This is a genomic window from Peloplasma aerotolerans (genome assembly GCF_030012175.1).
Classification (GTDB): Bacteria; Bacillota_I; Bacilli_A; order Acholeplasmatales; family Acholeplasmataceae; genus Peloplasma; species Peloplasma aerotolerans.
On record NZ_JASCXW010000001.1, the window covers coordinates 170,249 to 196,190 of the forward strand.

The 25,942-nt window shown below is 31.6% G+C and carries 30 protein-coding genes; 5 read left to right on the forward strand and 25 right to left on the reverse strand.

The window, feature by feature from the left end:
• Positions 1-116 precede the first annotated feature (116 nt).
• The 13 genes from QJ521_RS00820 to QJ521_RS00880 form a co-directional block, all read right to left on the reverse strand.
• Positions 117-1,409 (reverse strand): ATP-binding protein, encoded by a 1,293-nt coding sequence (locus tag QJ521_RS00820; protein ID WP_282838493.1) that lies wholly within the window; start codon positions 1,407-1,409, stop codon positions 117-119.
• A 671-nt stretch (positions 1,410-2,080) separates the two neighbouring features.
• The gene (locus QJ521_RS00825; protein WP_282838494.1) at positions 2,081-2,464 is read right to left on the reverse strand and encodes a hypothetical protein; all 384 of its coding nucleotides are present in this window, start codon (positions 2,462-2,464) and stop codon (positions 2,081-2,083) included.
• A 42-nt stretch (positions 2,465-2,506) separates the two neighbouring features.
• Positions 2,507-2,935, reverse strand: a complete 429-nt coding sequence (locus QJ521_RS00830) for a hypothetical protein (protein WP_282838495.1) — start codon at positions 2,933-2,935, stop codon at positions 2,507-2,509.
• Between the two features lie 9 nt (positions 2,936-2,944).
• Entirely contained in the window at positions 2,945-3,421 is a 477-nt protein-coding gene (locus QJ521_RS00835; protein WP_282838496.1) for a tetratricopeptide repeat protein, read from the reverse strand.
• A gap of 84 nt (positions 3,422-3,505) precedes the next feature.
• A complete protein-coding gene (locus QJ521_RS00840; protein WP_282838497.1) occupies positions 3,506-3,886 on the reverse strand; it encodes a hypothetical protein in 381 nt (126 codons plus the stop codon).
• A gap of 96 nt (positions 3,887-3,982) precedes the next feature.
• Positions 3,983-4,294, reverse strand: a complete 312-nt coding sequence (locus QJ521_RS00845) for a thioredoxin family protein (protein WP_282838498.1) — start codon at positions 4,292-4,294, stop codon at positions 3,983-3,985.
• Between the two features lie 133 nt (positions 4,295-4,427).
• A complete protein-coding gene (locus QJ521_RS00850; RefSeq protein ID WP_282838500.1) occupies positions 4,428-4,712 on the reverse strand; it encodes a hypothetical protein in 285 nt (94 codons plus the stop codon).
• Between the two features lie 241 nt (positions 4,713-4,953).
• Positions 4,954-5,847, reverse strand: a complete 894-nt coding sequence (locus QJ521_RS00855) for an IS3 family transposase (protein WP_282838531.1) — start codon at positions 5,845-5,847, stop codon at positions 4,954-4,956.
• Positions 5,784-6,158 (reverse strand): transposase, encoded by a 375-nt coding sequence (locus QJ521_RS00860; protein ID WP_282838501.1) that lies wholly within the window; start codon positions 6,156-6,158, stop codon positions 5,784-5,786. Before QJ521_RS00860 ends, QJ521_RS00855 begins: the two co-directional genes overlap by 64 nt.
• A 358-nt stretch (positions 6,159-6,516) precedes the next feature.
• Positions 6,517-6,711 carry a hypothetical protein gene (locus QJ521_RS00865; protein WP_282838502.1) on the reverse strand — a complete coding sequence of 65 codons (195 nt, stop codon included), beginning with the start codon at positions 6,709-6,711 and terminating at the stop codon, positions 6,517-6,519.
• A gap of 134 nt (positions 6,712-6,845) precedes the next feature.
• On the reverse strand, positions 6,846-7,502 hold the full coding sequence (locus tag QJ521_RS00870; protein ID WP_282838503.1) for a hypothetical protein: 657 nt from the start codon (positions 7,500-7,502) through the stop codon (positions 6,846-6,848).
• Positions 7,503-7,618: 116 nt separating this feature from the next.
• Positions 7,619-8,722, reverse strand: a complete 1,104-nt coding sequence (locus tag QJ521_RS00875; RefSeq protein ID WP_282838505.1) for a leucine-rich repeat domain-containing protein — start codon at positions 8,720-8,722, stop codon at positions 7,619-7,621.
• Between the two features lie 11 nt (positions 8,723-8,733).
• Positions 8,734-10,440 carry a hypothetical protein gene (locus QJ521_RS00880; protein ID WP_282838507.1) on the reverse strand — a complete coding sequence of 569 codons (1,707 nt, stop codon included), beginning with the start codon at positions 10,438-10,440 and terminating at the stop codon, positions 8,734-8,736.
• A gap of 1,051 nt (positions 10,441-11,491) precedes the next feature.
• Here QJ521_RS00880 and QJ521_RS00885 point away from each other — a divergent pair.
• Positions 11,492-12,022 carry a hypothetical protein gene (locus QJ521_RS00885; protein WP_282838509.1) on the forward strand — a complete coding sequence of 177 codons (531 nt, stop codon included), beginning with the start codon at positions 11,492-11,494 and terminating at the stop codon, positions 12,020-12,022.
• A 302-nt stretch (positions 12,023-12,324) separates the two neighbouring features.
• Here QJ521_RS00885 and QJ521_RS00890 read toward each other — a convergent pair whose 3' ends face one another.
• Both QJ521_RS00890 and QJ521_RS00895 read right to left on the reverse strand, forming a co-directional pair.
• A complete protein-coding gene (locus QJ521_RS00890) occupies positions 12,325-12,765 on the reverse strand; it encodes an SRPBCC domain-containing protein (RefSeq protein WP_282838511.1) in 441 nt (146 codons plus the stop codon).
• A 42-nt stretch (positions 12,766-12,807) separates the two neighbouring features.
• Complete coding sequence (locus QJ521_RS00895) at positions 12,808-13,197, reverse strand: iron chaperone (protein WP_282838512.1); 390 nt, start codon at positions 13,195-13,197, stop codon at positions 12,808-12,810.
• A 176-nt stretch (positions 13,198-13,373) separates the two neighbouring features.
• Here QJ521_RS00895 and QJ521_RS00900 point away from each other — a divergent pair, with 176 nt between their 5' ends.
• The 4 genes from QJ521_RS00900 to QJ521_RS00915 are packed head-to-tail and all read left to right on the forward strand — an operon-like array spanning position 13,374 to position 16,619.
• A complete protein-coding gene (locus QJ521_RS00900) occupies positions 13,374-13,718 on the forward strand; it encodes a GntR family transcriptional regulator (protein WP_282838513.1) in 345 nt (114 codons plus the stop codon).
• Positions 13,711-14,586, forward strand: a complete 876-nt coding sequence (locus tag QJ521_RS00905; protein ID WP_282838514.1) for an ATP-binding cassette domain-containing protein — start codon at positions 13,711-13,713, stop codon at positions 14,584-14,586. Before QJ521_RS00900 ends, QJ521_RS00905 begins: the two co-directional genes overlap by 8 nt.
• Complete coding sequence (locus QJ521_RS00910; RefSeq protein WP_282838515.1) at positions 14,583-15,626, forward strand: hypothetical protein; 1,044 nt, start codon at positions 14,583-14,585, stop codon at positions 15,624-15,626. The genes QJ521_RS00905 and QJ521_RS00910 overlap by 4 nt, the downstream gene beginning before the upstream one ends.
• A 24-nt stretch (positions 15,627-15,650) precedes the next feature.
• Complete coding sequence (locus QJ521_RS00915; RefSeq protein ID WP_282838516.1) at positions 15,651-16,619, forward strand: GNAT family N-acetyltransferase; 969 nt, start codon at positions 15,651-15,653, stop codon at positions 16,617-16,619.
• 63 nt (positions 16,620-16,682) lie between these two features.
• Here the strand turns inward: QJ521_RS00915 and QJ521_RS00920 are convergent, their stop codons facing one another.
• The 10 genes from QJ521_RS00920 to QJ521_RS00965 form a co-directional block, all read right to left on the reverse strand.
• Positions 16,683-17,891, reverse strand: coding sequence for an MFS transporter (locus QJ521_RS00920; protein WP_282838517.1), 1,209 nt, complete (start codon positions 17,889-17,891; stop codon positions 16,683-16,685).
• A gap of 232 nt (positions 17,892-18,123) precedes the next feature.
• Positions 18,124-18,756 (reverse strand): orotate phosphoribosyltransferase, encoded by a 633-nt coding sequence (pyrE, locus tag QJ521_RS00925; protein WP_282838518.1) that lies wholly within the window; start codon positions 18,754-18,756, stop codon positions 18,124-18,126.
• Entirely contained in the window at positions 18,753-19,442 is a 690-nt protein-coding gene (pyrF, locus tag QJ521_RS00930; RefSeq protein WP_282838519.1) for an orotidine-5'-phosphate decarboxylase, read from the reverse strand. The genes pyrE and pyrF overlap by 4 nt, the downstream gene beginning before the upstream one ends.
• Positions 19,417-20,346 carry a dihydroorotate dehydrogenase gene (locus QJ521_RS00935; protein ID WP_282838521.1) on the reverse strand — a complete coding sequence of 310 codons (930 nt, stop codon included), beginning with the start codon at positions 20,344-20,346 and terminating at the stop codon, positions 19,417-19,419. The genes pyrF and QJ521_RS00935 overlap by 26 nt, the downstream gene beginning before the upstream one ends.
• Positions 20,334-21,056, reverse strand: a complete 723-nt coding sequence (locus QJ521_RS00940) for a dihydroorotate dehydrogenase electron transfer subunit (protein WP_282838522.1) — start codon at positions 21,054-21,056, stop codon at positions 20,334-20,336. Before QJ521_RS00940 ends, QJ521_RS00935 begins: the two co-directional genes overlap by 13 nt.
• Positions 21,028-22,311, reverse strand: a complete 1,284-nt coding sequence (pyrC, locus tag QJ521_RS00945; protein WP_282838523.1) for a dihydroorotase — start codon at positions 22,309-22,311, stop codon at positions 21,028-21,030. The genes QJ521_RS00940 and pyrC overlap by 29 nt, the downstream gene beginning before the upstream one ends.
• A gap of 4 nt (positions 22,312-22,315) precedes the next feature.
• Positions 22,316-22,822, reverse strand: a complete 507-nt coding sequence (pyrR, locus tag QJ521_RS00950; RefSeq protein ID WP_282838524.1) for a bifunctional pyr operon transcriptional regulator/uracil phosphoribosyltransferase PyrR — start codon at positions 22,820-22,822, stop codon at positions 22,316-22,318.
• Between the two features lie 2 nt (positions 22,823-22,824).
• The gene (locus QJ521_RS00955) at positions 22,825-23,697 is read right to left on the reverse strand and encodes an aspartate carbamoyltransferase catalytic subunit (protein ID WP_282838525.1); all 873 of its coding nucleotides are present in this window, start codon (positions 23,695-23,697) and stop codon (positions 22,825-22,827) included.
• A 166-nt stretch (positions 23,698-23,863) separates the two neighbouring features.
• The gene (locus tag QJ521_RS00960) at positions 23,864-24,607 is read right to left on the reverse strand and encodes a hypothetical protein (protein ID WP_282838526.1); all 744 of its coding nucleotides are present in this window, start codon (positions 24,605-24,607) and stop codon (positions 23,864-23,866) included.
• 98 nt (positions 24,608-24,705) lie between these two features.
• A partial coding sequence (locus QJ521_RS00965; protein ID WP_282838527.1) for an SH3 domain-containing protein occupies positions 24,706-25,942 on the reverse strand: 1,237 nt, incomplete at its 5' end.

Genomic DNA, 25,942 nt, shown 5'->3' on the forward strand with positions numbered 1-25,942 from the left:
TATTTTTCCCCTATATATCTTAGAATTCAAAGTCCATCGATACACTTATTAGCAACTGAATAATTTCAAATTTCTTAATAAATTCACGCAGTCAAAAGTGTAAACAAAATAGATTTTTAGTGCTTCAAACAACCTATGGGTATAATCTTAATTCCATCTTCTCTTGTGTATGCCATTTCACCACCTGTTATAATCATCAATAATTCTGGATCTTTTAATTTTTGAGAGTTTCTAGTTTCATTTGCTTTTCTAATAAGATCAACCACTTCAAGAAGATGTTTTGCTGCTTCTTCTATTTGCTTTGTTCCCAACTTAAACTCTATCAATGCGAATCTTCCATCATTTAAATGTAGTACTGCATCGACTTCAAGATTCATTCGATCTCTATAATATGATAAACTTCCTCCAAGTGACGTTGCATAAACCTTTAAGTCCCTTACACATAAGTTTTCAAACATAAAGCCAAAAGTTTCAAAATCTTGTAACAACATTTGAGGTGAGACGCCGAGAGCAGCAGCTGCTATTGATGGGTCAATGAACATTCGTTTATTCGAACTTCTGATGGAGGTTTTTGAGCGAATTGATGGATTCCATGCTGGTATATCTTCAATTACATAAAGCTTGTTCAGTGCGTTAACATATTCATAATATGCAGATTCAGACAGGTTTGTGTTTGAATTAACATCGTCAATGATGGTTTTATTCGATGAGATTGTGCCTATGTTTCTTGCATATGATCTAAGTAAATATTGAACTTTTAATGGTTCTCTTTTTTTACCATCAACTGTAGAAATATCTATTTGGATAATGTTATCTAAATATGATTTAGCTACAAGTAGTTTAGCAGCATCTGTTTTTTTAGTTAAACTCGATGGCCAACCACCTCTACAAGTTGCAAAAATCAAGTTTTCAATGGTTAAATTTGATTTTAAGCCATCAATATTGTAATTTTTGTCGTTAAACAATTGTTTTAATGATATTATACCATTCGACTCCTTAGACTCGAATAAGCTCATTGGATACATCTTCAAACGAGCGATTCTACCCGTTCCAGTATGCATGATTTTCGACTCATCAACAACTGTTGATCCTGTTAATATGTATAGCCCTTCATCCCTCACATTATCAACTGACGTTCTAATCGCATCCCATAACACAGGTGCCATCTGCCACTCATCAATTAATCGAGGTTTATCACCCTCAAGTAGTAGTGAGGGTTTTGTTTGTGCAGTTAATAAATAACCCTGAGATTTGTCTGGATCCTGTAGTTTCAAAATACTTTTTGCCTTCATGGATGCGCTTGTTGTTTTACCGCACCACTTTGGCCCTGTAATAAGTACAGCACCAAAAGCCTCAAGATAGGATTCAAGTTCACTATCAATGTTTCGAACAAGGTATATTGTATTCAAGATATCACTCACTTTCTTATCTATATTTTATCACACGTTTATTGAATATGCAATTCAAATGGAGTCTTTTGCACTATATTGACGGAGTGTTTTGTTTTATCTTGATGGAGTGTTTTGTATAGTTTCCTATTCAATTCTTAAAAGCAAATATGTTGCGTAAGACAACCATTCGGACAAAAAAGGCTATTATTCATCAAAAAATATGTTCCCACAATGGACGAAATTTGCACAGATAGACAAAAAAACCATCGGATACCTATGAAAGTTATCTGATGGCTGATTTTAATAATTTAGACTAAAAATATAGTGTTGTCAAGTATGTGTCAAGTATATGACAAGTGCTATTTTAGAGAAAGCAACACAATAGACTCTACATGCGTTGAAAAAACCATATTGCTTGCAAAATCAACCTTGTGTGTATTAAAGTAACATCAAAATCGACTAAAATATGTTTCCCCTTACATGGTTAGACAGGTGGCTAAAATACCAAAGTAACATATTTTTGAGTTGTTACATTGAAGTCATCTAGTTGAAACACCATCGTTGATTTTTTCACAACAAAAATAATCAATAGGGTTTAAATCCCCTTTACTGGACTGTCTAAGGTAACCGGTGCTAATACAATTTAGCACCCTACTAATATTTTAGCACCCTACTAATATTTTAGCACCCTATCTAGCATAAAACCCTTCACTCAGACTATTCTTATTGAATATTTCCCTTAACTTATCTCTTGTATAACCCTTTAGCCCCTCTGGGTGATCAATTCCAATTGTATTACTATCACGCCAAGAAATTTGCACAATTATGGTTTGTTTGCTTCCCAAATGATCGTTTCCAAACCCACCTTGATTTAAAACCTGGGTTACCCATGCTAAAACTTCACTGTCCCTTGCAGAGATATTATGTGTAACACTTATTTTGTTGTTATTAATTTCTACAATCAAATAATACTCAAACAAAAATAACTGGAATGCTTTCTTTAAATCATTTTCTAGTTCTTTCTTATTGTAAATCAATCTATTCCCATATGTCTTTTTATAGTAATCTCCCATTTTATTATCTCCTATACATGTTTTTTACTACACTAATTTATCTTATATATATATTACGGCATCAACACCATACATGAGTGCATCATTCCATTTTTCAAAATCTATTTGCGATAGTTTCTCCTCAGTTGTTCCAAAAGCTTGAATTTCAAATTCTTCTAGCACGTTTATTGAACATGTGTGCAGAACGGGTTGACCTGATTCAAACAACTTGATCATCATTCCGTTTTTTGAGAAACCATAGCCATATTCGCCCCATTTAGAATCCATGCCTTTGATAAAACCTGGAACATTCTTCTTCAGTGCGCGAAATATATTGAATCCGACGAGCATTGTAGACTCAGGGAGTTTTAATGGATCTCTAAATCCCGGCATCAATTTAGCCATTCTTTCAGAAGAACTTAATGAGTCCTTATTTCTATCATCTCGATGAGCTATTGTTGAATCTTGATATTGAAATTTTAAATTTATCATTTTTGCCCTCTAATAATCATTAATTGCTTGATCAAACAAATCTTTAAAGCGTCGATATTCAAAGTCACCTTGTGGTAAACTTGCTGGTAAGAAAGCGGCATTAAAATACTTCATCGAAGCTTGATAAGCCGTGTTTGCTACATCAGCATTTGTGGTTTTATAAAACATGTCCGGTGATACTGTTGAAAAATCTTTTCCTCTTGCTTGTCCATATTCGAAAAAACCCGAAAGAAAATTTTGTAAAGCGGCCATTTTGTAATATTTTATAGCTAGTTTAGTGTTTTGATTAACACCCTCGCCTATTTCATAACTATAGCCAACAAACATCTGTGATACTTGATGACCTTGATCGGCAGCAAGTTTTAGCCAATAAAAAGCCTCTTTATCATCACGAAATCTTTCATCACCGTAATATTTACCAAGATAAAACTGCGATTCAATATCACCATTTTTTGCTTTTGCCTTAATCTTGTTAACGTCTACCATCGATACATTACCTCTTTCTAAAAAAATCTTCTAGCACACAAATTGAATACTACTCACTTTTCGTTTTATTTTCGATCTGGTCTTTTAACCTTGTTGAAATCTTACAGTATAATCAAGAACATTTTTATACTCACGAATAGTGCTATATTTTTCACTTAGGAGAGCAAATGAACTAAGTGGTAAATTGGTAAAATTATTGAGATTAGTTTCTGTGATAGACGCATAAATCACTTTACACTCTGGGCAAGTAAATAAATTGAATAAACTATATGTCTGTCCTTTGAATACAGTATTTGCTCCTCTAACCCTCATTTTATATAGGACTGAATTATAGCATATTGGACATTCATAGGAAGATATATAATAGGCGGGTGAATAAGATAATACCTCATCAAACTGCATAAGATTTTTACTTGTATTTTTTATAGCATTTTGTAAACTTTGTTTCCAACTTATATCAATCATTGTTTTTAATAACCTCCAATGTATTTTTATCAATAATACTAGTTATATTAGGCAATTTAATAAATTCTTATGTAAAACAAAAATCTTGAAATTAAATCAATAATATATTCTCAGCTGTGATTTAAGCTCAGATTTGGAAGGAACCCCAACAAAACTATCAACTGGTCGGCTATTCTTAAATAGCACTACTGTTGGTAATCCAGTTAAACCCACTTCATTTTCTAAGTATCTATGTTCACGATAAGATACTTTTACAAAATCAACACTTGAAAATTCTTTCGAAACATCTTCAATCAAAGCAAGTAATTCTCTACAAGGGAGATTCACATCTCTCGCATGAACTATGACAACTGTATCTCCAACAATGTCATCAAAACTAAACCTATTTCCCCGAAACTCCCTAACCATATTTTATGTCTCCTTTAATCAACACAATTCCTTAATTTTTGTAATGTAGGTATACTCGTGTCCGTGTTTCTTTGATTAACAAAATATAAGTGCTTGGTGATTTGAAACCACACTTATCTATGCTAAAAATCCCCTAGATTGGAAGATTAGCTACATAATATGTTTTGTCTAAAGATGGACCGAATCTTTTCTCATTTAAATATTTAGTCATCTTAGGGGTATTTTCTCCATTATTGCATGTGCCAATCCAAACACCTTTAGATGCATCAAATAACCCTGCCCCCATCCCTTGTGCTGACAATTTTATTACTTTTTTGTACTTCATCTTTGCTTGAAATTTACTTTCAATAGGATAATCCAGTAAACACTCGATACTAAATCTACCTTGATTATAATTTAATCCATAAATGTGATACATATTTCCTCCCAAAAATTGTGTCTATATATTATATATTAGCACAAAAAATATACTGATGAAAGCGCTTTTTTGATATTGGATTAAATTATCTCTGATCATTTATGATTTTATATATGAGAGTATTTAAAACCAAGTTGTTTAAGTGAGGTTAATATAAAACCAAACCTTAAATAATAAAAGCCACACAACTGAATTGATACCATTTTCTTGTACTTTATGTTCTTTGTAGTTATTGTATCATTTATTGATTCATGAGTCTATATTGTATAGGAGAATATCCTCCTAATGTCAACTTAATTCTTTCGTGATTATACCAATAGATATATTCATCGATTGTTCGAATCAAATCTGCTAATGATTTAACCTTTTGTAAATAGATTGTTTCACACTTAAGTGTTCCGAAGAAGCTTTCAACCACTGCATTATCATAAGCGTTACCTTTAGCACTCATAGATTGCACAAATGATGATTTTTTTAGGTAGTTACGATATTTAGGGGATTGATATAGAATACCTTGATCAGAATGAATGAGTAGCTTCGATAAATCCTCATTTGAATTGATTGCCTTCTTAAGTGTTCTAAGAATCAAATCCTGGTTTTGACTTCTAGAGATTTGATAACCTTTGACCTCACCATTATAAAGATCTTGAATGACCGATAAATATAAACGTTTACGATTAAATCTAAATTCCGATACATCTGTGACCCATGCGATATTAGGATCATCCTTCTTAAAGTCTCTTTTGAGTAGGTTTGGTGTAATTTTATTGGATATTTGAGAGATATAGCGATATCTCTTTTTTCTTACCTTACAAACGATATGTAGCTCTTTCATGAGCTTTACAACAGTCTTATATGCTATTTTAATCTGATAGAAGTTCTGAAGAGCGAGTTTAATACGTCTATAGCCATATGTACGATTACTCGCTTCAAATATTTCTGATATCAGTATCTTGATATCATGATATTTATCAGTCTCTTTGTGGTGTTCATAATAGTAATAAACAGACCTAGGCAGACCAGATATCTCAAGTAGATCTTTTAATGCATATTTTCGCCTTAATTCTTTGACTACTTGGTATTTTTGTTTGTTCGTTCCTGTTTTTGAACTAAGGCGATAAGTTTTTTTGTATATTCAAGTTCCATTTCTAGATGTTTGACTTTCAATTCTAAATCTTGTTCTACCTCTTTAGATGGTTTATGGAACTGTCTAACTGGATTCTTACGATAGTCTTTAGGTGTTTGAAAAAAACGCTCTTTCCCATAGAGCCTATACTGATATACCCATCTCGCAGGCAATGTATCATTTAAACTCCCTGATGTTAAATACATATCGTATTTTCGTGCTGCTTGACTATAAGAAAGTTCATTTTCAATGATATCTAAAACCACTTTAAGTTTGAATTCTCCGCTCCATAGTCTATTCTTTTTCTTCTTATCTTTCATTAGATACCTCCTGCATATATCCTAGTTTACACTAAGTACAGGTTTTTGGTATCAGTTCAAAAAATGATATTAAGAGACTCACAAGATTAAGAAATAGAACCATGTATAGTATTAATAAAGATATACTGCCATTTAAGAATTAATAATAGTTTGAGTTTTGACAAGTTACAAAAGTGCAAGAGTCAGTCCAATAGTATTGTATCTGCAAATGCAAAATTTTAAGAAGTAGTCATATAAGAATCCTATGAATTTTTCACAAGCTAGAAAAAATAAACTCATTCTATGGAATAAAAAAAGTTAAATCACCTGATCCAGATGATTTAGCTCTTTATAATTTGAACCATTATAAATTGAAAATTTAATTTGGTAAATCAACAAAATCAAAAATATCATTTAAAACAAAAATAGCAACCATGACAATGTAAACAATGAAAACTACTTTCCAATTCACCTGTTTTTCTTCTTTATATAACACTTTTTGGTGGATTAACATTAATGGTATTAAAATTAGTCCTAGTAAACTATATTTAATGATAGATGATATAATCTCCATAATCTCTACCTCTTTTCAGTTTTGCACTACAATATATATATGTATTTGATTTAAAATATATTTTCTTTCTTTTAGGATTGTCAACAATGCATTTCAATCTATATTAAAATATAGATTGAAACCTCATTTCCAACTTAACAACTGCCACCTAATGTCTTGATTGTTAGTGATGAAACACTCGTAAGATCATTATCGTTATCATCCTTAAATACGGCATAAAAAGTGTAAAAGGCACCAGATTCCAAACCATTGAACGACACAATATAAGAGTCTTGACTATATAAAGAAGTTATATAGATGTCTGGTGAGGAATCGTTTAACTCAGCAAACAACATTAATGCATCGGTGGAACTGCTAACATTGGTAACTAAGAAATTAACATATGTGTATCCCTTCGATAAAATATCTATTTTAGGTTTTTCATGGAATCTTGTATTGGTTGTTACATCTATATAAACAGTGTAGCTAGATAAACCGTTTCTATCATCTTCAAACTTAGCAAAAAATGTATAATCTGTATTTGGATATAAGTTATGAAAAGTATAATCTATAAAATCACCTGTTTCAACCACACCAACATTTAAATTAGGTGTAGAATCAGATATATCCATTAAAAGTTTAAGCGGTCCAACATTATCTATCGGATTAAAGACTCTAAATGTTATCGAATTTTCTGTTACATTATTAATAGAAATGTTTGGGCTCTGAATGGGGTAATTATAGTCAAGCGAATACGTACCAACTGCTTGATCAAGTTCAGTAAAATCACCTATTTTTATACAATTGCGCACCCTATAGAAAAGTTACGCACCCCTAGCGAGATTTTACGCACTCTTACCCCTATTTTTACGCACCACTATAAAAATGGCTTAACAAAGAGAAGTGTTTGAAGTACTGCTGAATTCGCTCAATCATTCGAATTAATAAACTCAAATGTAATTTCTGGAAAATCATTATGAATAGATTTGGCAATATCCAATGATGTTTCAATTGCATATTGGAGTTCAGCGGATTCTGTCATATTTTGAGGAAGAACTATTTGAATTGGAGACGTGTTTTGATACCCATACCGAAATGTGAAATAAACAAATAGGTTTGTAAAATCGACTAGATTCTCTTCACTTAGTTTAAAACTTGCAAATTTTATGGAGTTGATTTTATTATAATTGTTTGATGCATTTAGTGAGTTACTGAATGCTGAATAGTGCAAATATGATAGGTTGGAAGGCAATATAATCGATTCAATATTAGAGTCGGAAAAGACGTTAGCTTCTAAAACATTAAGATTTGCTGGCAATATGAGTTCAGTTGGTGGATTTGATTTGTAATATGCTGCTTCTCCTATGATTTCGACAGACTGTGGAATGTTTATATAAGTTGATTTAGTCTCAAAGAATGCCCCTGATTCAATTGTTTCAATAGAGTTTGAAAGAATAATTGAAGAAAAAGTTGTATACATGAATGCAGAGTGTCCTATTATTGTAATGTAATCAGGTATTCTATAAACAGCATCATAATTTCTTGTATTATATACATAAATCAGTTCTGATTGATCTTTTGTTATAATTGATAAATATCCATTAATTGTTCTTTCCATTAAATATGTGTGGTCTGCCGGGATAATAAAACTCGTTTCCTTATAACGACCAAAAGCTGGGGCGAAATATTTTAAGTTTTTAGGTATCCTAAACTGAGTTAATTTCAATGATTCCAGACTAAATCGCTCTAGTTCAAGAATTGAGTCCGGAAGAGTAATAGATTCAATTTCTAAATCTAAATTCCTAAATGCATGAGCATCAACTCTAGTCACTGGTAAACCATTATGTGTTTCTGCAATGACGATGTTTTCTGAAGTACCAGTATACCCAACAATTGTATATTCGTCTTTACCTTCGATTTTCTCAAAGACAACCCCTTCAGTTGTAACTACTTTATTATCCTGGCAAGATATTAAAATCAGCACCATTATTAGTGCAAAAAATATACATATGGTAGCATTTAATGATTTCATCGTCATTCCTCCTATGTTTGAATTTTTATAGCAAGATACAAAATATCTCCATAATAAACATCATATGGCTCTTGCCCTGGTGGATTTTGCAGACACCATATTACATGAACTGGATTTACACGTTGTGGTGCAAAAAAACTAGATGGTGTCATGGTAAATTTGTCAAACCAACCTTCATTAAAATTTCTTCTAATAAAATGGTAATCACTACCAAACCATGAGGATGGATTATACCCTGTTCGCATCCCAATTATATATTCATTAGCGTCTATAGTTTCATCATAACTTGAAAGTCTCCGATAATCGATACCTAGATAATCTAAATCATTTTCTACTCTCTCACGTATAGTTTCAACATGAGTGTATGTTGAATCTTGAGTGCCAGAAAAATATCCTGGACTAATATTAGCATTTATACCTAGGGCAAATGCATAACAATTGAGATATGTTCGAGTATCAGGGACATACCATTCACCTAGATTGATTTCTATTGAAGGTTGATATGTACTACTGGAATAATTACTCGCATAAAATCTTGTAGAATATCTAACGAATGGCTGTCTAGGATATAATCTCAAAGTGAGGCTTTCTTCTAACATGTTATGTTTGTAAATTTCATTATCAATGTTGAATTCATAGAATGAACCAGAACCAGATAATACGTCAATATCTAGGTAATCATAATCTGATATTCCATTCATTGAATCATAACTTAATGGATCTGATATATCTTGAACTAAAATACCACTTGTTGGAGTTTGGTTTTCCTTAATATGTAGTTTTAACTTGATATCATCTATCGAAGTATAACTGGAATTATTATATATACTCATTATGTTATCATATATGTCTTTTGCGTTCAATTCAATTAAACTAAAAACTAATGTTTCAGTTTGTGGTTCTACAAAATAAAGGTCATCATACTGCACACGGAAGTAAGAATTATCTGTACAAGAGGCTGAACCCACATAACAATATTTATCTCTCATGAATTGATTTGTTGTATTCATTTTGAAATTAACAATTGGATCAATAATAACAGGATATTCTCTATCTGAATCCATCAGCCATTTTTGATTCGGTTTAACTTGGAAACGATAAAATCCTTTAAAGACTTCTTCAAAGGTTACAGTGACATCGTCAGAATAGACTTCATTACTATCAAACATGAAGTAAGGCTCAAATTCAAAAATGATTTCACCTTGAGGATTAATGAAGATTAAAGATGCGTCTTCGAGAGATACCATTGACAAATTATTCAAAATTAAATAATAGTCAACTTTGAAATCCTCTACATATTCACTTAAGACAAAACTTTCTTTTAACTGTGTAGGTGATAAATCTAGTACTAAATCAGTATTACTCTTAATATTGTTGTATGTCAATTGGCTTTGAGCTTTTTCTATCCCTTTAGACCCTAAGTCATTCGATACAGAAAAATTAGACTCTATACTATTTGGGTAATAAAACTTAATACTTGAGTCTTGATGTTGAACTTCAATCAAGTTTCCTTTAGCAAGTGTTTCAGGAAGACTAACTTGATAATTCGAATTTTTAGTTTGATAAGTATTCTTATTCTTATTCTTAACCAGAGACATATCAATGTCATTATACTTACCATTTTCAAAAAAGTGAACATCATGATTATATAATACCATTTTTCCGCTACCATCATCTGTCTGAAATGTTTTTGAATTCGCAGTGCGTAATTCTATCATCTCACTACTTATGAGCTCTGAAGCGCTAGAATTCATTTGAGATAAAAAGCCAATACATGTGAATAACAGAAAAAATAAAATAATCCTTTTCATCAGTATCCTTTTTTGACTGATCATAATTTATGGATATTTTTATGTCAAGTGATGATGTTTCCCCCATCGAATCAATCTTTATTTACATTATATATGTTTATCTATTTTTTTGCAACACAAAATTTGAATCAGATTCACGTAAAAAAATGGCTTGTCATTATGGACTTTATCACTGTTTTTGATAACCTCTATACTAACTTTACTATAAATGATGCTATAAGTTTATATTTTTTAAAAAATAAATAGCCTGCTATTTAGTGGATAAACCCTATACCATTGAATGTGAGAACATAAAGAACACTTGTGGCCTCAATAGAGAGATTATAATGATTTTTTAGTGTCAAAAAAAGTAGTAATACATGTTTACCCAAACAAACCTCGACTATCATTTTCAATCTATTTGAACAAAAAATATGTTCCCACAATGAGAGTGAGATGTTCCCGCAATGGCCAAAAAATAAAAAAAAGGCAATATTTACACTTTGATATGTAGAATCACCTTTGATATCTATTATTAAATGGCTTTGTTAGGCTGTTTTTAAAGAAAGCATTGCGATAGTTTCAACATGAGATGAGCAACTACTGTTGTTTGAATATATGCCAAATTATGTGTATGGGAAACACCTTTTAATTGTAAATCTCTCTTTAACGTCACTTACTGTTTTTTTGTTGGCATGGTCATTAGAACTTTCTGTTTTCTATGCATATGGTTCACAAACCACTGTTTAATCTGCATACCTTTCCAAAACCAATCTTCCCAGTTGTCGTAACTAGTGATGACAGTATTTGTTATTTCTTCATTTTCGATTTACAACTTATTGACAATATAATATAAAAATGATAAAAAGAAGATAAACAAGAACTTTACTTAAATACAAATTGGTTTTAGCATAGTTTAATAGATACAAAGAGTAAAAATCCTTCATATGTAAAATATCAAGGAGGGAGATTGTTGATTATGAAACAATTTTTAATTCTATTAATCTTTCTACTTTCAGCATTAATGCTTTTCGGATGCTCTCTATTGAGTTCAAATAATATCGAGCAAATTATTATAGTTGATGAAGATCTAAAGCAATCTCTACCTCAAACTTATAGTCTACTTCACTATGAATATACTGAGAACCATAATAATGAATATACTTTAGTTATTCACACCTATGATATGTTTTTAATAAATCTCGAGCAAGGATTGCTGGTTTCATTTGAAGCATCAAATATCACAAAATCATATTTTGATATGTATTCAATGATTATTATAAGTTTTGGATGGGGAGATACACAAGAAAACTTTACGATTGGAAGCCTTAGTAAGAATAGCGAAAATAAGATAGATTTAGTCATTGATGTGCTTTATGATGAACTAGTAGGTTACCCATATGATCGAAGAGTTTTAGTCATTGAAGTAGGTAAAGGATTGATTGGATCAGCCACTGAAGTGAATCACACTTTCAATGTAATTGAGGTGAAGAATAATATCGACTCATAAAATTGGTTTTATTTCAGGTTCACTTTAAGGAAATGTTTTGATATCTAGACAATCAATTTTAGATAACTCGAATAACAAATCATTGAATATGGTTTTTTAGCAAATTATATTAAATGTCTAATTTTTTCGGTTCATCAGTGCTGGTCAAAAATAAACACAGTCTACTTGATAGAAGACTGTTCATTTATTTTGGTGGTATATTTTCTTGTAAGCCTGATTAGCTAAGAAAATATCGTTTATACTTTTATTATATCAAAGTGCAATTTTTTATAGATATAACGCCTCTATTGGGCCGTTTTTTTCTATTCACTATGTTTTTCTGCTAGAATTTTTATTTGTTTTAGTGCTTCAGGCAACCTTTCATTAAAAGTATCTCTATGAATTTCTGGTACATCGGTATTAAGTATCAATCTAGTAACACCATCTTCTTCCATAAGTGTGTAACTCTCAGTTCCACCTGTCCACTCTTTTTCTCTACCTCTTTTTCCGGTTTCTTTTGTATCTGCAGCATGTTTAAATGAAATAAACTGATTAGGAATGAGTTTATCTATATAATCTGTAACTCCATATCCATTGACTGATGATATGAACTGAACTTCATTTCCTTCCTGCAGTTCACCTTTGATATATGTACCTTCATCTATTATATTTGCCCAAATACGGAATGTCTCGTCATCCCAAAGTGTTTTCCATACTTTTTCTTTTGGTGCATTAATTACTATTGAATATTGTAGTGATTTCACAGACTCACTTCCTTATCACATATGTTTAAAACGTTTCCTATTTCATCTATTTTTTCGATTATACTTTTTATTCTTTAGCATATTTTCTTCCACACGCGCTTTAACAATTTTTTCGATTAATTCATATGGAATAGGTTTATCGTAAGGAAAAATAACGGATCCTTTTGCTCGCACATATGGTTCCAATTCTTCTTGAAATGAAGTTATTCCACTTGGTGTAGGATAAAATCCTATATGATTTTTAAATGCACCAAAATGCACTAAGTTCCCAAATAAATCAAATGTTGGTATTTGATAACTGATCTTTTCTGTAGCATTTGGTGCAGCATCCTGTACCACTTTTCTAATTTTGTGCAGTTTATGCTGAACATCATTTGGAAATTGTGCAATATACTCATCAATGTTTTTTACTGTTCCAACATGCTTATCCATATAGCAACCCTTCTTTTTTAACAAGATTCGATATAAACCTCTTTTTTTAAATTATATCACACTGAAAAGTTAGATTTAACCATATAGCATTATTCATTTAAAAAAGTATTGTATCTTTTAACTTCTATGATATAATAAATCTAAATAATACAGTTAATACAGATGGGGAGGATTATATGAATGAAAAAATAGATCTATACCTACGTATAAAAAATGATATTCAGCACCTGATTGAAACAGGAGCTTATTTAGAAGGTGAAGCTTTACCAAGCGTTAGAAAAATTGCTATGGATTTAGGTGTTAATCCCAATACAGTCATGAAAAGCTACCAACTTTTAGAAACTGATGGTCTCATTGAAATCATACCTAAAAAAGGTGCTTATGTTAAATCATTTCAATCCAAACCAACGTCTGAACTGTCCATCCTTGATCCAATGATTAACAAACTTAAAGAAAATCATAATAATGATGAAATCATCAAACACATAAAAGCTTTACTTGGGGGTAAAAAAAATGATTAATGTCAAAAATTTAAACAAATCGTTTGGAAAATTGGATGTCATAAATAACATGAATTTAGAGCTTGAACCAGGGACTATTTTTGGCTTAGTTGGGGTCAATGGTGCTGGTAAATCTACTTTCCTAAAACTTTTATCTGGTGTGTTGATTCCAGAATATGGTGTAATCAAAATAGATCAACAATCACTAGATGAAAATCAAGATGTTAAAAAAAATATCTTCTTTTTATCAGACCAACCAATTCATTCACACGGGATGACTATCAAAGACTTAAGAAATCTGTATCATGTCTTTTATCCATTTGATAATGCTAAATATTTGTCGATCTTGTCACTATTTAACCTATCAGAAAATATGTCATTAAGTCATATATCTAAAGGGATGAGAAGACAAGCTTATATTGCAATAGCATTTGCATCCAATGCTAAATATTTGTTACTTGATGAAGTATTTGATGGCTTAGATCCAATTGCACGACTTAAGTTTAAGCAACTGATGATTGAAGAAAATCAAGCCGATAAAATATTTATATTAACAAGTCATTCTCTACGAGAACTCGAGGATATCTGTGATTCTTTTGGCATCATAGATGAGGGTCGCTTTAAGCGATTTGGCCATTTGAGTGATGAATTATCGCGACTTAAGAAATACCGAATTATATTAAAAGATATCTTACCCTATCAATTAACTACAAGCTCTTTAAAAATCTTATTTCAGCAACAAGAGGGTCGTGTATTAACGGTTGTTATTGAAGGTGAACATTCATCACTTGAAAATACGATAGATGCTAAGGATTATCATGTTATTGATGAACTACCTATCAATTTTGAAGAATATTTTATGGTTTACCAAGGTGGTGGCTCAAAATGAAATTATATCTCATATACTTAATTAAAAATAAGTGGCTACAAACTCTAGTTATGGCTTTAATTCCTACACTCATTTTCCTTATTTCAGTATTGATGAATACATATCGTTATTATCATGAACTCATCCCTGGAAGACCAACTTTTCGCACACCTGACGTTTTTGCATCAGCGCTTGTTTTTATAATGATACTGATTCCGATTGTTACTATTTTTAGATTATACATTTTTAGAAATTCGAAAGATGTTGATCTTTATTATAGTCTACCTGTTTCAAGACAACAACTACTTCTTACACAGCTTTTCTTTGGGTTTATTCAACTATTGTTTATTTGGACAACTATGTATTTTATAGGTCTTATAGCTTTTTCTATCCTAACGGATGGTAGCTTTTTAACTGGATATCTTTTGTTACTTTACTTGGTCACTATTTTTTATATTGCAGTATTATATGGATTAACTTCATATTTATTCCTAAAAGCTAATACACTTGTTGATGGGATTGCTTTTATAATCATTTTCCACACAGCTTTCCTTTTTTTGTCAACATTTTTAGCGAGTACACAGATAAGAATGCTTGGCTTTACTCATGCCTTTATGTTCAATCCCTTCTATTCGATAAGTCAACTCACATACAATCTTTTATACATCTCAAGGCCTGATATAGGTGGTTCTGTTCCTATCACACACAGTCTAGAAATACCTCATGTTTTCATCAATTCACTCATTTTTGTTACTTTATCTATTTTTGGTTTTATATTAAGTTACCAATCGATACGTACAGAAAAATCTGAAAATATTGGAAGACTAAGCTTAAGTAAAATTGGTTATAAATCCTTAATCCCTCTAAATCTATTGTTTATTTCAGCAAGCACATATACTTTTTTCTATAGCACATCATTTATTGCTATTGCAATCATAGCAGCAGCTGGTTTTATTGGTTATTTTATTATGCGTCGCTCTGTTAAAATAACTTGGGTAGACATCGCTTCAGTTGTAACACCTATTATCATCGCAATCATTTATATATCGATCATGAGATGATAGTTTTTTTAAGGAGGTCATTTAATGACAATACGAGAAATCAATCAAGATGATTTAACCAATGCATTAACCTTTTGGAATAACAGTATAAAAAGAGAATCAATGATTTATAAGTCTTTAGATCAAGATTCTTTTTCGTCTAAATTTTTAAAAAGCGATTTAAATATTGAGATTAAAACATATCTTTACACAGAACATCAAATCATTTATGGTTTTATAAGTGGTTCTATTGATCTAGATAAACAAAAAGCATATATTTCTACTGTTTTAGTTGACCAAGACCATAGAAGAAAAGGAATTGCTTCTGTTTTGTTGAACCATTTTGAAGATTATATAAAGACAAAGTATCCTTTCATTCAGTCCATTGATATCGTGTTTTTCAATCCAATACACCTTGAATGGATTATTCCTAACACAATGTCTCATATTCATCCAAATGCTCCAGGTATTGATGAAAACTCATCTGGCTACCACTTCTTTAAGCATCATGGCTATATCGAGTATGCTAAACAAAATAGCTATTACCAAAATATATTAGGTTACACATATAGTCGTCATATTGAGCAAGTTTTTGAGTCTCTAGGAGAAAAACATATTTCAGTTACATTTTATGATTCAAGTAAGCACATTGGCTTTGATGAGTTATTTAATAACTTGAATAACGAGAATTGGAGTGTTGAAATAACAAGAGGAATCAAGCAACATGAACCTATTTTGATTGCTCTACATCATGATAAATTCATTGGTTTTACTGGACCACTTAAGGTTGAATCGAATCTAAGAGGATATTTTGCAGGGATAGGTATACATTCTGATTATCGAGGATTAGGTATTGGTAAAGCATTATTTTCTGTATTATGTATGGAACTCAAAAATTTGGGTGCTCACTATATGTCTTTATTTACTGGCAACAATAATCCAGCTCGAAATATTTATGAAAAAGAAGGTTTTAATATTGTTCGTTCATGGTCAAATATGAGGAAAACTATTTAGTTGTAAAAAAGAAAAAACGGTTCAGTTTGTGAGCCGTTTTTTGTTGTTTATTCATTTATATTTTTAAACCTCTTCAACCATGCCTTGTGTTTGCTTTGCAATATACATCTGACTGATACGAACTTGACGATGTATCAAACTAGCAATTACAAATGATATACCTATTAATACCAAGACTAACATATAAAGATTTGTTGTCCATCTTAATAGATCCATAATCATTCCTGATACGACTGTTCCTATAATAGCTCCAACACCATAACCTGTAAACATAACACCATAGACTCTACTATATAATTTCATACCATAAAATGACTTAACAGCTGCTGGCACAATCGCTAACCATGCACCTAAGTTAAACCAAAATAATGAAAATGACATAATGAATAAAATTAATGAATTGCCTTGATTCAATATGCCAATAACCGATGCGATGCCTATCAGCATTAAACTAAGCCTTACACTAAATACAAACCCTTTTTTATCCATCAATCTACCAAATATCGGTCTAGCAATTCCATTCATAATGGCAAAGAAAGATAACGATGCTGTCACTTCAAGGACATTAAACTCATAATAAACGACACCAATTTGATAAGATAATCCAATCATCATTAAACCGATTGTAGATGCGATTACAAAAAGTATATATATACTCTTAAATGGTTTAATACCATAATGCTTTATTTCTACTTTTGAAGTTGCTACTTCTTCATCAATACTCGTATCATAAATAAACGATATCGGAAGTTGTATCACTAAAAAGATTGCTCCAAAGACGATAAATGCTGGTTGAATTGTTAATAAGTCAATAAGTACTTTGACGAGTGGTGCAGTAATCAATGGTGACATCCCAAACCCCAAAAGTATAATTCCAGTAATTAAACCACTCTTTTCAGGAAATTGTTTTTGGGCAATGTAAATAGGTATTCCATAAACGATACCTACACCTGATCCAATAAGTACACCATATGAGAAAATCAGAACACCTAATGATGGTGCAATTCCTGATATAAACCATCCTAAGGCAATCAATATCGTTCCAATCACTACAAAACCTCTTAATCTTGATGGTTTCATAAGTCTTCCAGTGACCATAACCCCAAGTGCATAAAATGCGAGCGAGGTCATATAAGGTAATCCACTTTGCAGCGTTCCAACATCAAAAAGAGTCTCAATATGTACTCTAAAAACGCTATATGAGTAAACGGTGCCCATAAGTAACATCATTAACACGCTTGTTGCAATCATAATATAATGTTTCTTCTTCATCATCTATACTCCTATTTTTCTAAATTCTTTCATATTATATCATAAATGATAAACATGTGTCGTTACATATGTTATTACATGAAAACCTAAGTATACCAAAACGCTTAAAACCACATATATTTCACATCATTAAAAAGAAGTATGACATGTCTATAGGCTTTTACTGACATGTCATAGTATCAATTTATAGAAATAGACATAACAATCAAATTATAAAATTTTTCACATATTCTTAAAGATTCATCCAATCATTAAGTTTAGGATTTTTTTGAAATGCTAGGCATTTTTGATATTCATTTTCATTAATCAGATTGGATTCTAATGCGAGATCTATAAGTGTATTAAAATCAGACAAAGATATATGACGAATTTGATGTTTCTCGAAGTGATCAGATGCTTCTTTTAAATGATATGTAAATATTGAAATCACACCTAATACATCAGTTTTTGCTAATCTTAAGGTTTCAACTACATTAACAACACTTCCACCAGTTGAAATAAGATCCTCAATAACAACAACTTTCTGATTCTCTTCAACTTTACCTTCAATCGCGTTTGTTCTACCATGATCCTTAGGAACGCTTCTCACATATCCCATTGGTAAATTTAGGATATCCGCTATAATTGCAGCATGAGCAATTCCTGCTGTTGCTGTACCCATAATAACTTCAACATTTGGAAAGTGTTTCAAAATTAAAGATGCTAATTCTTTTTCAATCGTTTTTCTTATTTCTGGATACGATAAAACTAATCTGTTATCACAATAAATAGGACTTTTGATTCCACTTGACCAAGTAAAAGGTTTTTCAGGACTTAAGAAAACTGCTTGAATGTCTAATAGTGCTTGTGCAACTTCTTTTTTCATAAGAATGTCTCCATCATTTTCAAATACACTTTTAAAGGATCTTTTGATTGAGTAATACTTCTACCAACGACTATGTAATCTGACCCTAGTGTTTTCGCTAGTGCTGGTGTAGTAACTCTTTTTTGATCATGTTGTTGTTCTTCCTCTAAGCGGATACCAGGTGTAATTGCTAAAAAGTTTTCACCGCAAGATTCATGAATAATTTTCGATTCTAAAGGAGAACATACGACACCATCTAATCCTGCTATTTTTGCATTTTTCGCATAATGTACTATTGTTTCATTCATTGGTTTTTCAATCAGCAGTTCTTGTCTTAACTCAGTTTCATCAATTGAAGTCAATTGAGTGACAGCTATTAATAAAGCTTTTGAATGGACATCATTCAAACCTTTTTTTGCTGCTTGCATCATTTTTATACCCCCAGCAGCATGACAGTTAATCATATCTACATCAAGTTTTCCTAAATTTGACATTGCTTTTTGGACAGTATTTGGAATATCATGCAATTTTAAATCAAGAAAAATAGGATATCCTTCTGATTTCAAGGCTATAATCAAATCTGGTCCTTCGCTATAGAAAAGTTCCATTCCAATTTTTAACATTGGTTTATAAGATGGAAAATGAGATAAAAAAGTGTATAATTCTTGTTTGTTTTCAAAATCACATGCTATGATTACGTTTTTCATGAGCGGCTCCTATACAAGATGCTATGGTTTCAAAACCATATTCATCTAAAGTTTTTTCTAAATCATTAATAATGGTATGACAACGTTTAGGATCAATTAAATTTGCTGTACCAACACATACTGCACTTGCTCCTGCAAGTAAAAACTCAAGAACATCTTTCGCATCTTGAATTCCACCCATACCGATGATAGGGATCTTCACTGCTTGATAGACTTGATATACCATTCGAATCGCAATCGGTTTGATTGCAGGACCTGATAACCCTCCTACAAGATTTGATAATACCGGTTTTCTTGTTTTTACATCGATTTTCATACCTACAACAGTGTTGATTAATGAAATTGCATCAGCACCAGCTTTTTCGACAGCTTTTGCGATTGCAACGATATCAGTAACATTAGGGCTTAATTTAATATATACAGGTTTTGTTGATGCATTTTTACATGCTCTAGTAACTTCTTCAGCTAAATCTATACGACTTCCAAAGGCGATACCACCTTCTTTAACATTCGGACAGCTGATGTTGATTTCATATGCCCCAATATTTTCTACATGATTTAATTGTTTAATCACATCAACGTATTCTTGAATACTACTTCCTGCAACATTTGCAATGACTTTTTTATGATAGATTTCATTTAGTTTTGCAAATTCATTTAACGATTTTTGAGCACCAAGATTTTGAAGTCCTATAGCATTTAACATGCCCGATGAAACTTCTGCAATTCTTGGAGTTGGGTTCCCAAATCTTTGATTTCCTGTTACAGCTTTGGTAATGATAGAACCTAAAATATTAAGATCATAATAATCAACATAATCAAATCCAAAACCAAATGTACCCGAAGCAGGCATAATAGGATTATCCAATGACATGCCTGGCAGCTTAGTTTTCAATCGTTCCATAAGAGTACCTCCGAAGGAAAAACTGGACCTTCCTTGCAAACACGTTGACTTCCATTTTTTGTTTCAATTGGACATCCCATGCATGCTCCAAATCCACACCCCATATACTCTTCTAAAGATACTTGCCCATTTTTATATTTTTTAACAATTGCTTTGAGCATTGCTGTGGGTCCAACAGCATAATAATAATGAATATCTAAAGTTTCTAGGCAATCCATGACAGTTCCTTTTATACCATAACTACCATCACCTGTTGTGACATAAACATTTCCATATTCTTCAAATTGCTTAATATAAAATATCTCATTGATTGTGTTAAATCCTAAGACAATATCTATAGAGTAGCCTTTAGCATATAACTCTTTTGCTAAATAATAAAGTGGTGGAATGCCAATCCCTCCACCAATAAGTGTAACTTTTTGAGTTGTCACATGCGTAAATCCATGACCTAACTCTTGCAAGCAATCAACTTCACAGTTTGGTTTTAAACTAGATAAAACCTTGGTCCCTGATCCAAAAACTTTGTAGATGATCTTAATTTCATCATCACATTGATCTGCTACTGAAAATGGTCTTCTTAGAAAATGCTTGCCATCTGGGATTAGGATATTAATAAACTGCCCTGGCTCATGATAGTTCGCCCCTTTTAAAGTCAATTCATATGTTTTTTCAGCTATCTGATTATTCTTCTTTACTATTAAATTTGCCATCTTGATACACAACCTTTCCCTTAACAATTGTCATCACTGGCCATCCATAACATTCAAAACCATGAAATGGTGTGTTCTTTCCTTTTGAAAGAAATGTATGCTTATCAACAGCTTTCTTTGTGTTTAAATCTAAAATGGTCACATCCGCTTGTCTACCTTTGACTAGATATCCCATATTTAAGTTCAATATTTTTGCAGGATTAATAGAAAACCATTCTATAGCTTGTCCCAAGGATGCCATATTACTTCTAACAAAGTGGGTGTAAATAAGCGGGAATGCTGTCTCTAGTCCAACGACTCCAAAAGGTGCTTCTTTCATCGATCTTTTCTTCTCATTTTCTAAGTGCGGTGCATGATCAGTTGCTATACAATCAATTGTTCCTTCTAGTAATGCTTGAATTAAGGCATATTTATCATCTATGCCCCTAAGTGGGGGATTCATTTTGAAATTTGTATCAACAACATCTAAACTCGTTAGTAATAAATGATGCGGAGTCACTTCACATGTCACTTTTTGTCCTCTTTTTTTCGCATCCTTGACAATTCTAATGCCTTCTTTAGTTGAAATATGACAAACATGATATCTACAATCGGTTTCTTCTGCGATCAAAACATCTCTTGCGATTTGTAAACTTTCTGGTAAAGATGTCATGCTCTCCCATCCGTTTTCTCTACTTTTAACACCTTGATGGACATATCCACCAAATAAAATTGATTCATCTTCACAATGTGCAGCAATCATCGCTTCATAAAGATTTGCCTTTTGCATTGCTTGATACATATGTTTAGGACTTTGAACCCCAATACCATCATTTGAAAAACCAGCAACGTACTGATGAATACCTTCCATATCAACAATATCATGATCATCTCTTAGATTTTTGTTAATTGAAGCATATGGTAAAACATTAACAATAGCATCCTTTTCGACAATTTTCATGAAGTTCATGAGTTTATTGATATCGTCCATAACAGGATTTGTGTTAGGCATTGGACAAATCGTTGTATAACCACCTTTTGCAGCTGCAGCAGTACCGGTTTTCACAGTTTCTTTATCTTCAAAACCAGGTTCTCTTAAATGAACATGCATATCAATAAATCCTGGAGAAATCACATATCCTTCACAATCAATGATGCTTGCATCTGAATCAATGATATTTTCTCCAACTTCAACAATCATGCCATCATCGATTAAAATGTCTTGTTTTAATTTTTCTTTGTAAATGACTTCGCCATTTTTTAGCAATAATCTCATATCATTACCCTAAAACAACGTCTTCGATTCCATCGTCTTCCATAAAATGAACATATACTTTTTCTAAAATTGATGTAGGAAGATTCTTTCCTACATAATTTGCATGTATTGGAAACTCCCGATGTCCTCGATCTACTAAAACAACTAGGTGGACTTTACTTGGTCTACCTAAATCGATAATAGCATCCATTGCTGCTCTTACTGTTCTACCTGTAAATAAAACATCATCAACAAGTATACAAACACGATTATCAAGGTTAGTATCTGGAAGGTTTTTCTCCTCTGTTTTTTTATCATCGTCTCGATATCCACTGACATTCAAGATTTCTACTGGAATTAGAACACCTTCAATTTGCTCTATGTTTTTTTGAATTCTTTTTGCAAGTGTAACACCTCTTGTCGGTATACCTAAAAAAGTTAAAAGCGATAAATCCTTATTCTTTTCAATGATTTCGTATGATAATCTGCGAATGGTTCTTTCAATAACACTTTGATCAAAAATGGTTTTCATAATTACTCCTTTTCAAAGGCTCGTTTTAATACGGCCATTCTTATATATACTCCATTTTGCATTTGCTTCATGATTCTACTTTTTTCACACTCAACCGAATAATCAGATAATTCAACACCACGATTGTAAGGTGCTGGATGCATAATGATTGCGTTGGGTTTCATTTTCTTTACACGTTCTTCAGTTAAACCATAGCTTTCATGATATTTTTCCTTAGAGAACGTAACGTCAACACCATGTCTTTCATATTGTACTCGCAAGAACATTAGTATATCCATCGTCTCAATAGCTGTCTCATAGTCGATATAATCGCTACTAAAGTCGTCGAGTTCAAACGGTCCTGATGTAAAGACCTCCATACCTAATCTACGCATAATATGAATGTTTGTATGTGCAACTCTTGAATGCATTATATCTCCAATAAATGCAATCTTTAGTCCTTCAAACTTTTTGAATTCTTCTGAAATAGTCATTAAATCAAGCAAGCTTTGTGTAGGATGATTACCGATACCATCACCACCTGATATAATTGGAATATTGATATTTTCTAACTCCTTGTAGTAGTTTGTTGCTGGATGTCTAATCACAATCCCATCATATCCAATCATCTCAAATGTCTTTACGGTATCATACAAACTTTCACCTTTTTTAACTGACGATGATTCAACATTGAAATTCGTTGGTAGAATACCTAAATTTTCTTCAGCTACAATAAATGAGTATTGTGTTCTAGTTGAGGGTTCAAAAAAGAGATTAGCAATCTTTTTCCCCTTTAATTCCTCATAGACCATGCCTTGTTTAAATTCTTTGGCTTGATCTAGAATACACATGATTTCTTGTACTGAAAGATTACCTAAATGAAACAAATTTTTCATAAAAAATACCCTTTCTGTCCAAGACATAAAAGGGTATGTTGTTTAAGATATATAGATACAATTAAATATGACCCTTTTTAGCCTCTCTGGACTAAACTTAAAGTTGTTCTAAATTCATTATACCTGTTATTTTAAAATAGTAAAGTGTTTTAATTAAATTAAAAAATTATTGAGAGAATTTGTAGCGTAGTGAGACGTATAGATCTGCATGCATCATTTGATACCATGGATCTATTAAAAAGACTTTAAGCGGCAAACTTAAGACCCATGATAATGATATCCATGTTGGAATTATTGGCTCTCCACCAAAAGTTGTTGTATAAAGTGTTAAAAGGGTTGCGATAAATCCTGAACTAAACCACAAAAGCCATGGCACGAAAAATAATCTCATAAATACTAACTTGATATAACTGCCTTTTAATATGAATGCGCTATATCTAAGTGGATTTTTTTTACGTTGATCGAACTTAGGATCCGCAAGTAAAAAAGGAACCATTGCTAACATTAATGAGATAACTATTGAAGGTATTGAAAATATAATCAAATTCATGACAATTATAGCCCTTTGCGATTCCAACTCAATAAATCTATATATATATGCACCTATAATTGCACCTATAAAAGCTGGTGTTAAATATAGGATTTGTTGAATTGTCATATAAAATACATTATTAATATAATATGTTCTTCTTAGACCAATATGTAACGGTATATAAGTAAGTCTATTCGGCTTTGTTAAGGCAATTAACATAACAAATGCCACACTAATTTTTAATGGTAATAAAAGAATCATCCCAAACAATGGTAATATATTTGACAAAATCATTGTTAAAATTAAGACAATTAAAAAGACAGGCATTATATTTTTATAATATTGAATCAAAGTTTTAAATGCTCTTATAATACGCATGATTGCCTCCATAGAATGACTTCTATTTATATCTTATCATAGTTCATTAATAATAAGAGAACCTCAGTTTGAGATTCTCAATGGTTTAAGTATTTGTTTTAGATAGATTCTACATGTTCTTTAGGAACCCAACCTTCAAAACCTTGTTTATTCTTAGACCAGTACCAGTTGGTTTCCTCATAATAGACTTTGATGACTTCATCTGCTTCAACTGTTAACTCAGTTCCATCAAAATTTTGAGTAACGATGCTACCTTTAAGTATTCTACTAGGTGCCCAACCTTCTCTTCCATCAACTGTTTTACAGTAAAACCAACCATGTTCTAAATCGTTTTTAATGACTTTAACTTCATGACCTCTTTTAATAAGGATAGGTGTGTTTGTTGTACTTTGATAAGCTTTAATTACTTTTAAATATTTAGGTTTAATTTCATTCCATTGATTAGTCAAAAATTGTGATTCGCTATTAGGTTTTAGCAATAAATTCAGAAGTTCAAAATATGATGCTGGACCTAACTCCCATTTGCCTTCTGACGTTGGATTATAGCTCTTTTCTTTAAATGGAATACCCTTAGTTTTTATAATACCGTCAACAGTTTGTTTTTCAACCATTTTTTCTACTTCATCTGTAATAACGTCAGGAAATCTGTATCCAAATTTTTGTCTAAAGTCATAAAGGAACTTGAAACCTCTTAAATAATCATATTCATAAAATCTTGGGAATCTTATTTCAGTAAAATTTGGATTCATAACATCTTGGCTTGATAGTTTCCTAAAAAGTTTATGTTTGACAACGTAATCTGCCCCAAGAAATAAAGCTTTTAGTTCGTCATCGATAACTTTGGTTTCTTGTGCTAATAATAAAGCTTCTAGTACCGGTAAAGTCGATGTCATCGAACTTTTCGGATGATCTTTGATATATGCGTCCTCATTGCAATTAAATCCACCATCAGGTAATTGATATTTGGTAAACCATTCTCTTAACCAAGGAATTTCAGAGTCAACAGGAATACCATAATTAAAGAGCATTTGATATAAAGAACCAGCCATGCAAAAACATAATGATTGATGATATGGATCTGTTTTTTTAGGCATTTCTTCTTCTGTGACTGGGAAAAAATGTAGAAAGCTTCTTTGAATATTTTCAATGAGTTGATACATAATGTTTTTTGGAACTTGATGTATCAAACCTAATTCATTTAAAAGCAAGATATGCCACCACGGGGAATCCCATTTTGGCCAATATACATCTCTTTCCAAACTCAACTTCGCTTCTTTTGAATTTAGATATTTAATTGAATCTTTAATCGCTTTTTCTAAATGATCCATATGATTT

Excerpts from the sequence above, each read along its gene's own strand:
- QJ521_RS00825 (WP_282838494.1), bottom strand. The coding sequence starts at position 2,464 with ATGGGAGATTACTATAAAAAGACATATGGGAATAGATTGATTTACAAT.
- QJ521_RS00830 (WP_282838495.1), bottom strand. The coding sequence starts at position 2,935 with ATGATAAATTTAAAATTTCAATATCAAGATTCAACAATAGCTCATCGA.
- QJ521_RS00835 (WP_282838496.1), bottom strand. The coding sequence starts at position 3,421 with ATGGTAGACGTTAACAAGATTAAGGCAAAAGCAAAAAATGGTGATATT.
- QJ521_RS00840 (WP_282838497.1), bottom strand. The coding sequence starts at position 3,886 with ATGATTGATATAAGTTGGAAACAAAGTTTACAAAATGCTATAAAAAAT.
- QJ521_RS00845 (WP_282838498.1), bottom strand. The coding sequence starts at position 4,294 with ATGGTTAGGGAGTTTCGGGGAAATAGGTTTAGTTTTGATGACATTGTT.
- QJ521_RS00850 (WP_282838500.1), bottom strand. The coding sequence starts at position 4,712 with ATGTATCACATTTATGGATTAAATTATAATCAAGGTAGATTTAGTATC.
- QJ521_RS00860 (WP_282838501.1), bottom strand. The coding sequence starts at position 6,158 with ATGAAAGATAAGAAGAAAAAGAATAGACTATGGAGCGGAGAATTCAAA.
- QJ521_RS00865 (WP_282838502.1), bottom strand. The coding sequence starts at position 6,711 with ATGGAGATTATATCATCTATCATTAAATATAGTTTACTAGGACTAATT.
- QJ521_RS00875 (WP_282838505.1), bottom strand. The coding sequence starts at position 8,722 with ATGAAATCATTAAATGCTACCATATGTATATTTTTTGCACTAATAATG.
- QJ521_RS00880 (WP_282838507.1), bottom strand. The coding sequence starts at position 10,440 with ATGATAGAATTACGCACTGCGAATTCAAAAACATTTCAGACAGATGAT.
- QJ521_RS00885 (WP_282838509.1), top strand. The coding sequence starts at position 11,492 with ATGAAACAATTTTTAATTCTATTAATCTTTCTACTTTCAGCATTAATG.
- QJ521_RS00895 (WP_282838512.1), bottom strand. The coding sequence starts at position 13,197 with ATGGATAAGCATGTTGGAACAGTAAAAAACATTGATGAGTATATTGCA.
- QJ521_RS00900 (WP_282838513.1), top strand. The coding sequence starts at position 13,374 with ATGAATGAAAAAATAGATCTATACCTACGTATAAAAAATGATATTCAG.
- QJ521_RS00905 (WP_282838514.1), top strand. The coding sequence starts at position 13,711 with ATGATTAATGTCAAAAATTTAAACAAATCGTTTGGAAAATTGGATGTC.
- QJ521_RS00910 (WP_282838515.1), top strand. The coding sequence starts at position 14,583 with ATGAAATTATATCTCATATACTTAATTAAAAATAAGTGGCTACAAACT.
- QJ521_RS00915 (WP_282838516.1), top strand. The coding sequence starts at position 15,651 with ATGACAATACGAGAAATCAATCAAGATGATTTAACCAATGCATTAACC.
- QJ521_RS00920 (WP_282838517.1), bottom strand. The coding sequence starts at position 17,891 with ATGAAGAAGAAACATTATATTATGATTGCAACAAGCGTGTTAATGATG.
- pyrE (WP_282838518.1), bottom strand. The coding sequence starts at position 18,756 with ATGAAAAAAGAAGTTGCACAAGCACTATTAGACATTCAAGCAGTTTTC.
- pyrF (WP_282838519.1), bottom strand. The coding sequence starts at position 19,442 with ATGAAAAACGTAATCATAGCATGTGATTTTGAAAACAAACAAGAATTA.
- QJ521_RS00935 (WP_282838521.1), bottom strand. The coding sequence starts at position 20,346 with ATGGAACGATTGAAAACTAAGCTGCCAGGCATGTCATTGGATAATCCT.
- QJ521_RS00940 (WP_282838522.1), bottom strand. The coding sequence starts at position 21,056 with ATGGCAAATTTAATAGTAAAGAAGAATAATCAGATAGCTGAAAAAACA.
- pyrC (WP_282838523.1), bottom strand. The coding sequence starts at position 22,311 with ATGAGATTATTGCTAAAAAATGGCGAAGTCATTTACAAAGAAAAATTA.
- pyrR (WP_282838524.1), bottom strand. The coding sequence starts at position 22,822 with ATGAAAACCATTTTTGATCAAAGTGTTATTGAAAGAACCATTCGCAGA.
- QJ521_RS00955 (WP_282838525.1), bottom strand. The coding sequence starts at position 23,697 with ATGAAAAATTTGTTTCATTTAGGTAATCTTTCAGTACAAGAAATCATG.
- QJ521_RS00960 (WP_282838526.1), bottom strand. The coding sequence starts at position 24,607 with ATGCGTATTATAAGAGCATTTAAAACTTTGATTCAATATTATAAAAAT.